This is a genomic window from Priestia megaterium, assembly GCF_009497655.1.
GTDB lineage: Bacteria > Bacillota > Bacilli > Bacillales > Bacillaceae_H > Priestia > Priestia zanthoxyli.
The window spans coordinates 2,848,341-2,861,917 of record NZ_CP023317.1; the positions used below are offsets into that span (position 1 = coordinate 2,848,341).

The following is a 13,577-nucleotide window of genomic DNA, read 5'->3' on the forward strand; positions in this document are numbered from 1 at the left end:
TTTATTAAATTAGTAAAATCATAATACCTGTTTAACCTATATGTCAAGTATGAATTGAAATAAAAAAACAAGAATTAAAAATAATTCTTGTTTTTTTATTTCCTCATACGTGAAGCCATCGCATTAGCAAGAGTTGATTTTGTTGATATATTTTCAAACGATAAACCTAAATGAGAAGCGGTAATTGCGATTTCAGGACGTACCCCAGAGATCGTTGATTCTACGCCTATTAATTTTAAGGCATCAATCAGCTGGAAAATCTGATGAGCAACCATCGTATCAACAATAACTACTCCTGAAATATCAATATAAAGGTGATTCACTTGCTGTTCAGCACAGCGAGTTAACGTATTCTCTAAAATTCGTCGCGCTCTTGCTGTGTCGATATCCCCAACAAGCGGAAGAATCGCAATATGATCGCTCAATGGAATAACTGGGGAACTCAGTTCGTTAATCAGCTCTTTGTGTGCTTCAAGCAACCGTCTTGAATGCTGATGGTGCTCTTCAACAAATTTATAAACGGTGATATCAAACACGCGTACAATCAATTCGTTCCATTCGTCTAGTTCTTCTTGCGTAATATCTTGGTCATACGCTTCTACAAATTGATTTAAATATGTTAAATACTGTTTTCTAACTCGGAAAAATTCTCGAATAATATAATGAATAGGCGTTCTTACATGCTCTCCGTCTTCCGCAATCTTTAAAATCCACGTTTCAAATGAATCAAAAAATTCTTTTTCACTTTTTATAAATACATCGGCTATGTATAAATGAAATTCATTATTTTGACCTTTTAATACTGAAATGACTTCCGGATGAGTAGATGCATAAACCGATTCTGGGTCATTGTCTTCAAGGCTTTCATACCATTCTTCCGTTAGTTGATCTGCATGTTTTAAGAAAAACATTCGAAGTGCTTCGTTTTTATTCAAAACAATTCCCCTTTCCATACGAGCTACTACTATCATTATAATTCAACTTTTTCCCCCTTACTAGTTTTATAAAAAGAGGAGAAAGAAAATTTTTAAAAAAATACATTTAGTTTATTGATTTTATGCTACATTGAAAATGGCTATAAAAACACGAAGGAGTTTTCAAATGATACGAACGTTAGCTCTTATGAACGATAACAAACTTGTGAAACATATACAATTAGATCAGATTCACGACCCCTCTATTCAGTACTATTGGATTGACTTTAACTGCCCTTCTGAAGAAGAAGCGCTGCTGCTTCAATCATCCTTTCACTTTCATCCGTTAGCGATTGAAGATTGCTTTCATTTTCTGCAGCGTCCAAAACTCGATTATTATGAAGGATACAGTTTTTTTGTCCTTCATTCGTTAAATCGGCAAACGTTAGAAGCTGAAGAAGTTGATCTTTTTATCGGCGATAATTATATGGTTACTTTTCATTTTCACCCGTCAGCTGCAATTGATAAAGTATGGGAAAAGCTGCTTCATACACCTTCGATTCAAGAAAAAGGAATAAGCTACCTTGCGTATTCTGTGATGGATAAAGTGGTAGATGAATATTTTCCCACTGTATATCAAATTGAAGATGAGCTGAATGATATAGAAAACATAGACGCAAAAAAATCCATCTCTGTTTTAATGGAAGATGTATTTAAACTTCGAAGTGATTTGCTAAAAATCAGAAGAACCATTTTGCCTATGCGCGATTTATTGTACCGTGTTATAAATTCTGAACGCTTAGATGTTCATCCTGAACAAAAAAGGTATTTTAAAGATGTCTATGACCACTTATTAAAATTAGCCGATATGATTGAATCAAACCGGGAAATGACGTCTGATATGCGCGATAATTATCTTTCTCTTAATTCAAACCGGATGAATTCAATTATGATGACGCTGACTGTTATTTCATCTATCTTTATTCCCCTTACCTTTATCGTTGGCGTATACGGAATGAATTTTGAAAATATGCCTGAGCTAAAGTGGCACTATGGCTATTTCTTTGTGCTTGGCTTCATGGGATTGATAACGCTTGGTTTAATTCTATGGTTCAAGCGAAAAGGCTGGTTTAATGCTGATAAAGAGTAGAAAGATTGAGACATACCGAAATCAATCCAATGTAAAGATGAATAAATTGGATAAGTGAGCTAGTGCTATCAATTTCCGCGGGCGGCCGATGAGTCTCCTCGTCGCTTACGCTCCTGTGGGGTCTCCCCTGTTCCGCTTTTCCTGCAGGAGTCTTCGCCTTGCTCTCCCATCAACCGCTAGAAATCCTGCCTACATGAAGCCTACGTTCATCCTATCAATGAAAAAATTCGAAAGGTTTCGATTTCTACTAAGAGTATGGATTCATTGTTCGGCTCTTCCTTCAACGAAAATATGTTTGCCTCAACCGCCTTTCTATGCGATGATAACTAGTTATTTCCCAAAAATATTTATAAACTAACGTGCTTGCGTTTCCTTTTTCTAAAAAATTTCATAAGATAGTGAAAATAATGCTCAGAAAGGAGGCTGAAGTAGTGGATATTAAAGGCGAACACTTGCTAATGGATGCGTTCGAATGCGATGAAGTGATATTAAATGATCCCTCACTTTTAAGGCAAATTCTTATTGAAGCTGCACTAGATGCAGAGATGGAAGTTTTGCACTGTTATTTTCACCAGTTTACGCCCCACGGCATTACAGGCATTCTCGTATTAGCTACCTCTCACTTGTCTATTCATACTTGGCCGGAGGAAAACTACGCTTCATTAGATTTTTATACGTGCGGAGACAAAGAAATAATTGAAATTGGTTATGCGTTGCTGAAGCAATTAGCTTCAAAAAAAGCTGTTGTATATTCAATTTCTCGCGGAATTCAACACGTCGAAACTCTAACAAAAAATCGTCAGCATGCTGAAAGCACTCGTCTTCTCGATCGTGGAGATGACTCAGATCACGTTAGTCTACAGCAGATCTTATCAGGCCAGCATGACATTTTGTTTCATCAGAAAAACAGTATTCAAGATATTCAGCTGATTAAAGCATCTGATATTCGAATGTATTTGGATGAACAGCTGCAATTTAGTTCATTGGATGAACATGCGTACCATGAAGCTCTTGTACACCCTATCTTTGCAGCTTCCTTAAGTCCTCGTCGCATTCTTATTCTGGGCGGTGGAGATGGTTTAGCTTTACGAGAAGTCCTTAAATATAAGAAAGTTAAAGAAATAGACCTTGTGGAAATAGATGCTGACGTTGTAAATGCTGCGATGAATATAAAAGAATTAAAGAAGTTAAATCAACGCTCATTTGAAGATTCTCGTGTCACCGTTCATATTCAAGATGCTGTTGACTACCTCTCTTTGAATTCAGCGTTTTATGATATTATCATTGTCGACTTTCCAGATCCTACTAACAAAAAAATAAGTGCTCTTTATACAAAAGAATTTTACGAACTTCTCCAACGTTCACTATCGCGCAGCGGCTTGGTCGTGTGTCAGTCAAATTCTCCTAGAGACACACCTATCGTTTTTTGGAGCATTAATAAGACGATGAAAGCTTCTCAGTTTTATACGTTGAGCTACCACACCATTATTCCCTCTTTTGGAGATTGGGGTTTTCACATCGGCTCGAAAACATCTTTGTCTGCCCCTATACTCTCTACTGATGTTTCATCTACTACGCTGCCATCAGACTTTACTAAGTTAATGCGTTTTTCTCCTCATTCTCTTTCTAAAAGACAGTTTGCCATTGTGAACTCTGCTGAGCACTTGGTTCTGCATAAAATATTTAAAAAAGAAGGCTTATATTTGTAAAAAAGAAAGCTTGGCTTATACATTCCTTTTCTTTTGACATACTAAGATAGTCTCGTCATCACTGCGCGTTAGAAAGGATTGTTATGAGAAAAATTTCGGTTTTTGTTATCTTATTGCTAACTGTTATTTTCCCTTCCCCCGCTTTTAGCCAAGTGAAAGTACCTATACTGATTTACCACTCTATTGATTCCTACACAGGCCACGGGGAAAAAGAACTGTATGTGACACCTGAAAATTTTGAGAAACAGCTTCTTTATCTTAAAAAGCAAGGATATACGCCGCTAACATTTGAAAAATGGCAGGAGCTGAAGCGCGTAAAAAAGCCTATATTTATCACATTTGACGATGGATATAAAAATAATCTTACTATCTTGCCTATTTTTCAAAGAGCAGCCAGCCCTCAGTTTCATCCAGCGGCTACAATTTTTGTGATTTCAGATTTTATTGGCCGTCCCAACCGTTTGTCTCCAGCGGATCTAAAAAAATTTGTTGATTCAGGATTTTTTTCTATTCAGTCTCATACCGCTACTCATCCGGATTTAACTAAGACGAAAAATTTATCCTATGAGCTAGCTGAATCAAAGCTGAAAATTGAAGCCATCACGAGCCAGCCCGTTATTGCTCTTGCTTACCCTTACGGAAAGGTCAATAGCCGCGTAGTCGAAGAAACAAAAAAGAATTATACATTTGGTCTTTCAACGATTCCAAAATTTTTTACTGAAAGTGGACAAAAAAATGAAAACTATCTTATTCCCCGTCTGTACGTCACGTATTCTACAACGATTGAAGATTTTGCTAAGCTATTAAAAGAAAGCTAAAAACCCTTTCCTTAAAAGGAAAGGGTTTTTAGAATTTTGTTATTTCTAGTCCTCGCTCTTGCTGCCATTCAGCATAAAAAACTTCGCTGTATTCCTTTATTTTCTTGATTGCCAGCTGTTTTTTTAACCACTTTTCATCTACGTTTGCTTCTTTCAAATTGCCAGGCACTACTTTTCCATCCATGATTAAAGCAATAGGTAAATTAGTTTGAGAATAAGGGATGTTTAAATCATTTTTCGTCGGAGGGCCGAATTCATGTTTAGGAGCGACGCTCACCTCTCCATTCGTTTCTAAAATGACATATTCTGCTTCATACAGTGAAAAATACCCTTGCTGTCTCATTAGATGCTGAAGCTGATTCAAATCCAAGTTGTTTTTCTTAAGCTCTTTATAATGAATTTTCCCTTTATAAATAATCATTGAAGGCTTGCCTTCAAGAACTCCCCTAAATCCTGTAAAGGTTTGAGATAGCTTTGTCACTGCGTAAATCAGAAGCCCCCAAATCAAAACACTATAAAGAATTTCAGTTAATTCTACTCCTTTTTCAAGAGCTGCATCCCCCACAATATTTCCCAGGACAAGCGTTGTAATAAAGTCAAACGGAGTAATTTGAGCAAACTGTGTCTTACCTAAAAGCTTCAGCATAATAAATAGCGCTAAAAATCCACATATCAGTTCAATCGCAATATCTTTATACATCGATACCCTTCCTCTATAGCAAGCATGTTATAGTATCAGTTTGTATCATATGTGAGAGTGATAAACCTGACTTTTCATTTTTCTTTCCTTCGTTTTCCAACTATAGAACTTTTGATTAAGCTTTTGTCTTACTTGCATAGGTTTCTAACGTTATATATTGATTAAAAATGGATGCGGCTGCTTTTTTTCCTACATATCTAAGGTGCCATGGTTCGTATTTATAACCGGTAACTTCTTCTTCACCTTGAGGATATCGAATAACGAATCCGTATTGATACGCATGTTTTGAAAGCCAATGAGCTTCTAGTGTATCAGCAAAGCAGTCTGCCGCAGCACATATTCCCTTTCCTCCTGTGACATCGATTGCTAGTCCCGTTTCGTGTTCACTCGTTCCTGGGTAGGCGCTATAAGTGCGTGCTTGTTCTTCACCGTCTCGCTTTGCGTAAAATGCAAAAAGCTCTTTTTGCCGCTCGTGAGATCGATAACCAGATACACCAAGTAAGCTGATCCCCTCTTTTTCCGCGTCTCGAAAAAGTTCTTCAAGCGCTTGTGCCGCAGGCTTTCTAAGCATTCGTTTTTCTATTTTTTCGTTAAAGATAAACGGAACGTCGGCATAGACTAAATCGGAAGGCTGGTAAGATTCAGGAAGCTGATGCTTTTTATTAACTAAAGCCGTAACCGATTCTGGATTGGCTATTACCACTGTTTCGTCTACATTAGATTTCATTAAAGATGAAGAAGCTGATGAGCTTTCTAGTTTTTGAGCCTGTCCATTTTTTGTGAATTCTCCGGCAGGCTTTGATGAAGAATTGCTTGTGCCGCACCCTGCTATCATCAGCGCAAAAGCTAAAGAACAAATAAATAAAAAGTATTTCATGATGTCTTACTCCTTTCACATGGCTTTTGATACGCTATAAAAGCCTGTAAAGAAAGAATAAAACATAAATGTTTCTGTCTTTTATTCAGTTGTTTCAAACTTGTAAACACTCTTAAAGAAGTTTAGTATGCGTAAAAAAAAGACTGCCTAAGCAGTCTATTTCAAAAAGATAATATACGTATGAACTTGATTTTGCGTAAAGCTCGATGCAACTAGTTTATTTCCTGATTGACTCCAGGCAAGCTGATCAGCGGCATAGTCTAAATTTACGTTTAAGTGTGTAACATCTCCTGTTAATCCATCTGCTATGAATATCCCTTTATCTCCCTCTTTTTCAGAAATAAAATTATAAGCTAATTTCGAACCGTCGGGAGACCAGCTGACACCAAAAATTTGAGTGGACAGAGCAAGCTGAAAGGCCTCTGATCCTTTTAAATCTGTGATAGACAGCGTTCTCGTTTGAGCATCTTTTTGCTGAACGAGCGCTAATTGCTTTCCATTTGGAGACGGGATAATAGAAACCACATTATCTCGGATTTTTTCAGGGTCCGTCTGTTCGTTATGAAGAAAAAAAAGCTGGTTGTTTACACCAATATAATAAATGCCACCTATCCCTTTAACTGCATCTAAGATTCGATCGTCTCTGTGCAATAGAGGTTCTGCTTTTCCTTTTACATTTGCTTTAGAAAGCTTTCCTTCCATTGTAATAAACATTACTTCTGAATTATTAAGCCACTCTCCGCTTGATGGGTAGAGAAGAACATTCTTGATTTCAACTGTTTTTTTTGTTTGAACGTTCATTATATAACCAAATGTATCTTCGCCTTTTGCAACTTTATAAAAAAGATATTTGCCATTTGGAGAAAGCTTCGCCGCATGTTGAATTTCATTGCTTGGATGCAACACAAAAGTAGACTTGTTTTTTAGATTATAAGTAGCTAAATTCTGCGCATATACCTCTTTGGGACCGAAATCGTGCGACCGAAATTGTTTATTTTCTTGACTAACAATCACTGTGTTTTCATTCAAAAATTGAAACGCTCTTACTCCGTTAATATCTTGAACGTCTTTCACTTCTATTTTTCCATCTTGATCTACGTGGTCCAATACAGTAATTTTCTTGTCTGGTTTTTCAACCGTTTCTCTATGACCTTCTCCTTGGCCGCATGATGCTAAAATAAGAAAAGTGCTTGCGATATATATCATTAATCTATACCGTTTCAATAACGGTTCACTCCTTTTAGCTAACTCAGTTCTCGTTTTTTAAAGGAAACGACACTTTAAAAGTTGTCCATGTAGAGTCAGAATGATGCAGCTTGATAACACCGTTTTGTTTTTCAGTTAAATCTTTGGCTAATGCTAAGCCAAGACCTGTTCCTCCGGATAAACGCGACCGATCTTTATTTACGGTGAAAAATGGTTGGAATAATTTCTCTTCTGCTTCGGGTGGAATTCCTATTCCGGTGTTGGCTACATCTACAATGATAGAATTCTCTAAAGTATAAGATGCTACTTCCACTTTTCCTCCGGGTTCATTATATTTAATAGCATTGTCAATTAAATTAATAAAAATGTGTATTAAGCTTTCGCGATCAGCCCAAACAACCGCTTCTTTTATATTTGTATGAAGAGTCAAATCAAATTTAGCAGCTTTTCCTTTCATACGATCGCATATGTCTTCTAGAAGCCGTTTCAATTCAACTTGCTCTGGTCGCTGCTCGAAATCATATTTCTCAAGTGCTGAAAGCTTTAAGATTTTATCCACCATTTCATGGAGGCGATTCGTTTCTTTACGAATGTTTTGCACACCGTCTTCCATAAGCTGAGGATCATCTCGATACATATCAAGTAAGTCAACATAAGCTTTGATCGATGTTAAAGGCGTCTTAAATTCGTGGCTGATGTTACCGATAAACTGCTTTTGCTGCTGTTCGAGAGACTGCAGTTTCGAAATGGCGAACTCAAGCTTTCTTTTTTCTTTATTCATTTGATCGATGTTTTTTTCAATCGACGTACTCATAAAAAACAAGCCTTGACTGAGCTCTCCGAGTTCATCGCGCCGTTTGAAGGGCACATCAGTTAAATAATGGCCTTTTCGAATCTGCTGTGAAGTTTTTTGAAGCGTAGCGATGAGAGAAGCAATGCGATAAAAATAAGCATAGCCAATTAAAAAAGCTGCTGCCGCTGCAATCGTTCCCCCCATACGAAATAAGTGCCTAATGTCAGCTATAAACTGCTGATTATTTTTTAGGGAATGGTCAAAACGAAGGACTCCAATAAATTGATTCTCGATTGACACAGGTGCAAAGTAAATAAGGGAAGAACCCGAGATTTGATAGGCTATTTTTCCTTTCAAAGCATAGCTAAGCGTATCAGAAACATCCACATCTTTTTGGCCGATGGGAATAGAGCTTCCTGCTTCCTGTCCTTTTTGATTATATAGGACTGTTTGCATTCCGCTTTGTGATGCAATTGAAGATGCAAGGCGCTGTCCTTTTTGCTGAAGAAAGGAATCTGTATTCAGAGACGGGTCACCTGTTACATAACTTTGATGAATCGTTTGCTCCGCTGCTTTGCTTTTTTGAATAAGTTCACTTTCTAGCTGATCACGCTGATTGGTCTCAATTCCTTTTAATACAAGTACGCTCAGTACGGTTACTGTTAAAATAATTAAAAAAGCAAGAACGAGTCCCATCTTAGCTTTTAGGCTGATTTTCATTCATTGATTCCTGCAGTCGCTTTATATCCAACCCCGTATACCGTTTGAAGCAAATAAGGCTCTGCTTCTCCTACTTTTTTTCGAAGGCGCTGCATGTGAATATCTACCGTACGTGTACCGCCTGCATAATCCATTCCCCAGACAAGATCTAGTAAATCTTCTCGTGTGTACACTCTCTCTAAATTGGCAAGCAATAAAGCAATAAGATCAAACTCCTTTGGTGTAAGCTTAACTAACTCATTGGCAACATGTAACGTGCGCTGAATTAAGTTCACTTTCACTTTTCCCACCGTGATTTCTCCCACAGCTTCAGGAGCTTCATTTTTTTCTATTCGCCGAACAAGTGCTTTAGCTCTAGCTACAAGTTCTCTTACATCAAATGGCTTGGTCATGTAATCATCAGCGCCTAACTCTAAACCTAGAACTTTATCGACGATATCATTTTTAACCGTTAACAAGATAATCCCCATTCCTCTTCGATTCTCAAGTTTTCGGCATACTTCATAGCCGGTTAGTTTTGGCATCATCACATCTAATATCATCACGTCAGGTCGAAAGCTTTTTACTTTTTCAAGTGCTTCTTCACCGTCAGATGCTGTGTCTACAATATATCCTTCGCGCTTGAAAGCGTAAGATACCGCTGTGGCAATACTTTTTTCATCATCTACTACTAAAATCCTTTTATTCAATGTATCACGTACTTTCATTTGATATTTCTCTTCGTCTATCTTATCAAACAGCTTTAGCAAAAACATCTCCAAGTTGTTTCGAAATTGTAAACAAAAATAAAGAGATTGAGACATAACAAAATCAATTCAATCTAAAGACGCACAAATGAGATAAAGGAGGCTTAGTATGGAGCGCTTTTGACACCGCGGTTGATTTCCGTGCAAGGCTTCGCTTTCCGCGGGCGGCCGCTGAGCCTCCTCGTCGCTTGCGCTCCTGCGGGGTCTCACCTGTTCTGCTTTTCCTGCAGGAGTCTGCGCCTTGCCCTCCAATCAACCGCTTGAGTAAACTAAACAGATGAAATCTACGTTTACATGACCATAAAAAAATCCGAATAAAGTTGATTTTCCTTGAAGAGTCTCGATTCATCGATCCAATTTTCTTTCAGCTAAAATCATGTTGTCTTAGCTTTTTATTAGCGTTAGTTATTATTCATTTGTAAAAGGAAGGATTTTATGAGTATTCAAATATTGATAAAGAAGCTCTATACGCTGTTCGCTGCTAATAAAACCGATATACCCGTCCGGTCTAATAACATACAGTGCATCTTTTTGAAGCCCTGCTTTCTTCATATAGGGGTTCCAAGAAAACTCATGCAAAGAGAAGCCTTTTTCTCTCATGCTCTTTTTTAGCTTCTGTGCTGCTGTTCCATAGACGTGTATTTGCCAGTTTAAGGACCGTAAAGATTCAAAATTCCCTTCCACATAAGGTAACCGATCACCACTTTGCACATTTGTCCCTTGTCCGCTGCTTAGGTTACTATTTCGATATTTAATGCGGATTTGAGATAAAATTGTAAATGCTTTGTGACGGGGATAAGGAAAGCGAAATAAAAAGGATAGTACAGGCGGAAAGATATGCTTTCTAAAAAATTGACTCGTTTTATCTCTTGCCACCATTCGCTTGAAAGCGCGATCAGTTGTATTTACAAGCAGCTCTGCAAAAGGTAACCTTTCTTCTTCGTATGTATCTAATATGGAAAGTGCCGCTTTGTGTTGAAGGACAGCTGCTAATTTCCATGAAAGGTTGATTGCATCTCCAATTCCTGTGTTCATTCCTTGGCCGCCTGCAGGACTATGAATATGGGCTGCATCTCCACTTAGAAAAATACGCCCTTGTCGGAAACGACTTGCTACTCTGTGATGGATATTGTATGTTGAGAACCAATTTATATTTTCAATCTCAGCACCAAATGTTTGTTGAAGAAAAGTTTGAATATTTTCAGCTTTTATATCGTTTTGATCCAAAAGAGCTGAAGGAATAATGCCGATCATTCGATACGTTCCTTTACTTCTAACAGGCATACAAATCAAAAATTCTTCATTGCTAAATGAAATACTGATTTTTTGATCCTTCATCACTTCACCAGAGCCGTGAACATCCATCACATAAAAATGCTGTTTATATTTTTCTCCTTTAAACTCTATATTCATTTGTTTACGAACTGTACTGTGTGCTCCGTCACATCCACAAATATACTTAAAATAAGCGGTTTCCTCTTGCTGGGCTTTTAATAAAGTTTTTATCCCTTCTCCGTGTTCAGCTAGAGATAGTAACTCCGTCTTCCATTCTACTTCAATCCCAAGATTTTTTAATTTTTCAAGCAGAAACCGCTCGTGGTCGTCCTGTGGAAATGTAAGAACAAAAGGAAAAGGACTTAATCCTTCTCCTAAAGATCCTAGATGAACTTTTGCTTTTATTTTATTCTTTACTCGGACGTATACATCTTCCATCTTAATCCCTCGGTCTATGACTTCATCTGCAAAACCGAACTGCTGATAAAATTCAAGGGTTCGCGGTAAAATAGCCATTGCCCGGGAGGCTTGCCCAGGCCCTTCGTTTCTATCAATAATTCGAAAAGAAATGTTATGTCTTGCTAAATTATAGGCCATCACAAGGCCAGTAGGTCCGGCACCAACGATTAGGATTTGTGGCTTCATCATTATCTCTCCTTCTCATTCAGTTGCAGTATCTTTTATATTGAGCGAGACTTCTCTTTTTTTACAGAAGATGCAGGTAAAGCAGAAGCAAACAGAGCACACAAACTTATTAAAGAGATAAGAGCTAGAGCAGATACAGAATGATTCCATGTCAGATGTTCTCCAAAGAAAAATAGTTCTCTTACGCCATCTACCATAAACCTCATTGGCAGCCATGGATAAATCCACTCTCGATAAAAATCAGGCATAATTTCTGGGGCCATTGGAAGCAGCGGTGCGCCAAAAAATAGAATAATAACGAAAATCGGAAGTCCCTTTAGTCCTAACCATGAAAGTGCGGCTGATATCAAGGTGAAAAAACTGAAGTAAGCAATAGCTAAGAATAGTGCTGTATCCAAAAATGAAGGAACGCTTATTCCAACTACTTCAGCTAGCCACGCTAGCCCGAAACCTGCAGCTAAAGCAAGTGTAGCACCAATGATTACGAACCCTACTTGGTTAACAATTTTCTCTTTGCGAGAAGAAAACGTGATTTTGTGGATGCTGAGGAAGACAACTGCTGCCCCTGCTATGCTTGCCATCCACAGCGGCTGAAATAATGAAACGGGGGCATTTCCGTTGACACTATGAGTCCCTGTTTTATTGACGTTTATCACTGTCTTTTGAATCGGTACAGCGAGTGCTAATGCTTGGTTTGCACTTAGTTGCGTTCCGCTTTGTTCAAATCTTTTCACTAGCTGCAAGCGCATATTTTCATTCATCTGATCAACTGCTCCGTTTAGCACCTGACTGGCTAGTGTTGAAGCAGCTGTATTCATTCCTTGATTCACTAACAATCTAATAGCAGGTGCCTCAGGCTGAGCCGTCTGAAGAGTCACCTGTTTTTTGGTGAAATCTTTTGGAATGATAAGCGCTCCGTAGTATTTTTGATTATTTAACCCTTTTTCAACTTCTTTAGTAGTTGATACAAAAATCCATTTAACCGAAGACTGTTCAGCGCTTGAACTCTTCATATTTTGTTTTATATGATCTCCTATATTTACCTTACCCTTTGCTGGAACTGTCATTCCTTCGTCGGCATTTACAAATGCGATTGGCAAATTCTTAGGTGCTTGGCTTACTGAAGGAATTAACGTTAGGGTAAAAATGAAAATAACTGCTACCACTATAATTGGTGAAAGATATATAAGCTTTTGGTTACTTAATTTCATATAGATATTCCCTTCTTTAAGCATATACACGTTGACGGAAAGATAATGTACATGCTGTTGATTAGTGATCACTATGTAAATTATAATAAATTTACCTGCATTCTCAATATGCAATAATCATGGGAATGTCGCTTACTTAACACAAAACACATAACTGTTCATTATTAAAGAAAAAAGTAGGTGTTTAAAAACTGTGGGGAATTCAAAAACAGATCGTAGAATTATTCGAACGAAGAAATTTATCCGAGATGCTTTAACAGAATTAATGGAAGAGAAAGGATTTGAAGGCGTAACGGTCAGAGATCTGACGAAAAAAGCCGATATTAATCGAGGAACTTTTTATTTACACTACCAAGACAAATACGATTTGCTTGAAAAAAGTGAAAATGAAGTCATTCAAGAAATAAAAGAATTTATCAAAAAAGCAAATCCAAATGAGATTGTATCTGCTAATTTGAAAGAACAGCCTTTGCCGTTTATTATTGCGCTTTTTGAATATATTCAAGAGAATGCGCGTTTTATGCAGGTTATGCTTGGTCCAAAAGGCAACCCTGGCTTTCATCTTAAAATTAAAGAAGTTATGAAAACCAATATACTGGAAAAATTAGAGCTCATGGATAGTAAAACGCCTCCGCTTGTTCCACTTGAACATTTAATGTCTTATGTAACGTCAGCCCATCTTGGCGTCATTCAGCACTGGCTAGAACAAGATATGAAGCAGTCACCTAGAGAAATGGCTCTGACACTCGCTAGCATGACTTTTTTGGGTCCTGCTTATGTTGCAGGCATTAAGCGAACATAAAAGAACCTGCT

The 13,577-nt window shown here is 37.6% G+C and carries 13 protein-coding genes; 4 read left to right on the forward strand and 9 right to left on the reverse strand.

Annotation, left to right across the window (positions count from 1 at the left end; all coding sequences use genetic code 11):
* Positions 1 to 95: 95 nt before the first annotated feature.
* Positions 96 to 971: an STAS domain-containing protein gene (locus CEQ83_RS14350; protein WP_049165233.1), complete on the reverse strand. Its 876-nt coding sequence runs from the start codon at positions 969 to 971 to the stop codon at positions 96 to 98.
* Between the two features lie 130 nt (positions 972 to 1,101).
* Here CEQ83_RS14350 and corA point away from each other — a divergent pair, with 130 nt between their 5' ends.
* From corA to CEQ83_RS14365, 3 genes are all read left to right on the forward strand, one after another.
* Positions 1,102 to 2,064 carry a magnesium/cobalt transporter CorA gene (gene corA, locus CEQ83_RS14355; protein ID WP_028412877.1) on the forward strand — a complete coding sequence of 321 codons (963 nt, stop codon included), beginning with the start codon at positions 1,102 to 1,104 and terminating at the stop codon, positions 2,062 to 2,064.
* A gap of 431 nt (positions 2,065 to 2,495) precedes the next feature.
* On the forward strand, positions 2,496 to 3,773 hold the full coding sequence (locus tag CEQ83_RS14360) for a polyamine aminopropyltransferase (RefSeq protein WP_155017361.1): 1,278 nt from the start codon (positions 2,496 to 2,498) through the stop codon (positions 3,771 to 3,773).
* An 83-nt stretch (positions 3,774 to 3,856) separates the two neighbouring features.
* The gene (locus CEQ83_RS14365; protein WP_099000462.1) at positions 3,857 to 4,591 is read left to right on the forward strand and encodes a polysaccharide deacetylase family protein; all 735 of its coding nucleotides are present in this window, start codon (positions 3,857 to 3,859) and stop codon (positions 4,589 to 4,591) included.
* Positions 4,592 to 4,619: 28 nt separating this feature from the next.
* Here CEQ83_RS14365 and CEQ83_RS14370 read toward each other — a convergent pair whose 3' ends face one another.
* The 8 genes from CEQ83_RS14370 to CEQ83_RS14405 all read right to left on the reverse strand — a co-directional run bounded on the left by CEQ83_RS14370 (position 4,620) and on the right by CEQ83_RS14405 (position 12,764).
* A complete protein-coding gene (locus tag CEQ83_RS14370; protein WP_028412875.1) occupies positions 4,620 to 5,291 on the reverse strand; it encodes a DUF421 domain-containing protein in 672 nt (223 codons plus the stop codon).
* A gap of 115 nt (positions 5,292 to 5,406) precedes the next feature.
* Positions 5,407 to 6,168, reverse strand: a complete 762-nt coding sequence (locus CEQ83_RS14375) for a M15 family metallopeptidase (protein ID WP_155017362.1) — start codon at positions 6,166 to 6,168, stop codon at positions 5,407 to 5,409.
* A gap of 156 nt (positions 6,169 to 6,324) precedes the next feature.
* A complete protein-coding gene (locus tag CEQ83_RS14380; RefSeq protein ID WP_028412873.1) occupies positions 6,325 to 7,392 on the reverse strand; it encodes a TolB family protein in 1,068 nt (355 codons plus the stop codon).
* Positions 7,393 to 7,417: 25 nt separating this feature from the next.
* A complete protein-coding gene (locus CEQ83_RS14385; protein WP_028412872.1) occupies positions 7,418 to 8,887 on the reverse strand; it encodes a sensor histidine kinase in 1,470 nt (489 codons plus the stop codon).
* A complete protein-coding gene (locus CEQ83_RS14390; RefSeq protein WP_028412871.1) occupies positions 8,884 to 9,576 on the reverse strand; it encodes a response regulator transcription factor in 693 nt (230 codons plus the stop codon). Before CEQ83_RS14390 ends, CEQ83_RS14385 begins: the two co-directional genes overlap by 4 nt.
* Positions 9,577 to 9,697: 121 nt before the next feature.
* Positions 9,698 to 9,889 carry a hypothetical protein gene (locus tag CEQ83_RS14395; protein ID WP_165573212.1) on the reverse strand — a complete coding sequence of 64 codons (192 nt, stop codon included), beginning with the start codon at positions 9,887 to 9,889 and terminating at the stop codon, positions 9,698 to 9,700.
* A gap of 152 nt (positions 9,890 to 10,041) precedes the next feature.
* On the reverse strand, positions 10,042 to 11,553 hold the full coding sequence (locus tag CEQ83_RS14400) for an FAD-dependent monooxygenase (protein ID WP_228123010.1): 1,512 nt from the start codon (positions 11,551 to 11,553) through the stop codon (positions 10,042 to 10,044).
* Between the two features lie 35 nt (positions 11,554 to 11,588).
* Positions 11,589 to 12,764 (reverse strand): YhgE/Pip domain-containing protein, encoded by a 1,176-nt coding sequence (locus CEQ83_RS14405; RefSeq protein ID WP_028412869.1) that lies wholly within the window; start codon positions 12,762 to 12,764, stop codon positions 11,589 to 11,591.
* A gap of 193 nt (positions 12,765 to 12,957) precedes the next feature.
* Here CEQ83_RS14405 and CEQ83_RS14410 point away from each other — a divergent pair, with 193 nt between their 5' ends.
* Positions 12,958 to 13,566 carry a TetR/AcrR family transcriptional regulator gene (locus CEQ83_RS14410; RefSeq protein ID WP_028412868.1) on the forward strand — a complete coding sequence of 203 codons (609 nt, stop codon included), beginning with the start codon at positions 12,958 to 12,960 and terminating at the stop codon, positions 13,564 to 13,566.
* Positions 13,567 to 13,577 lie beyond the last annotated feature (11 nt).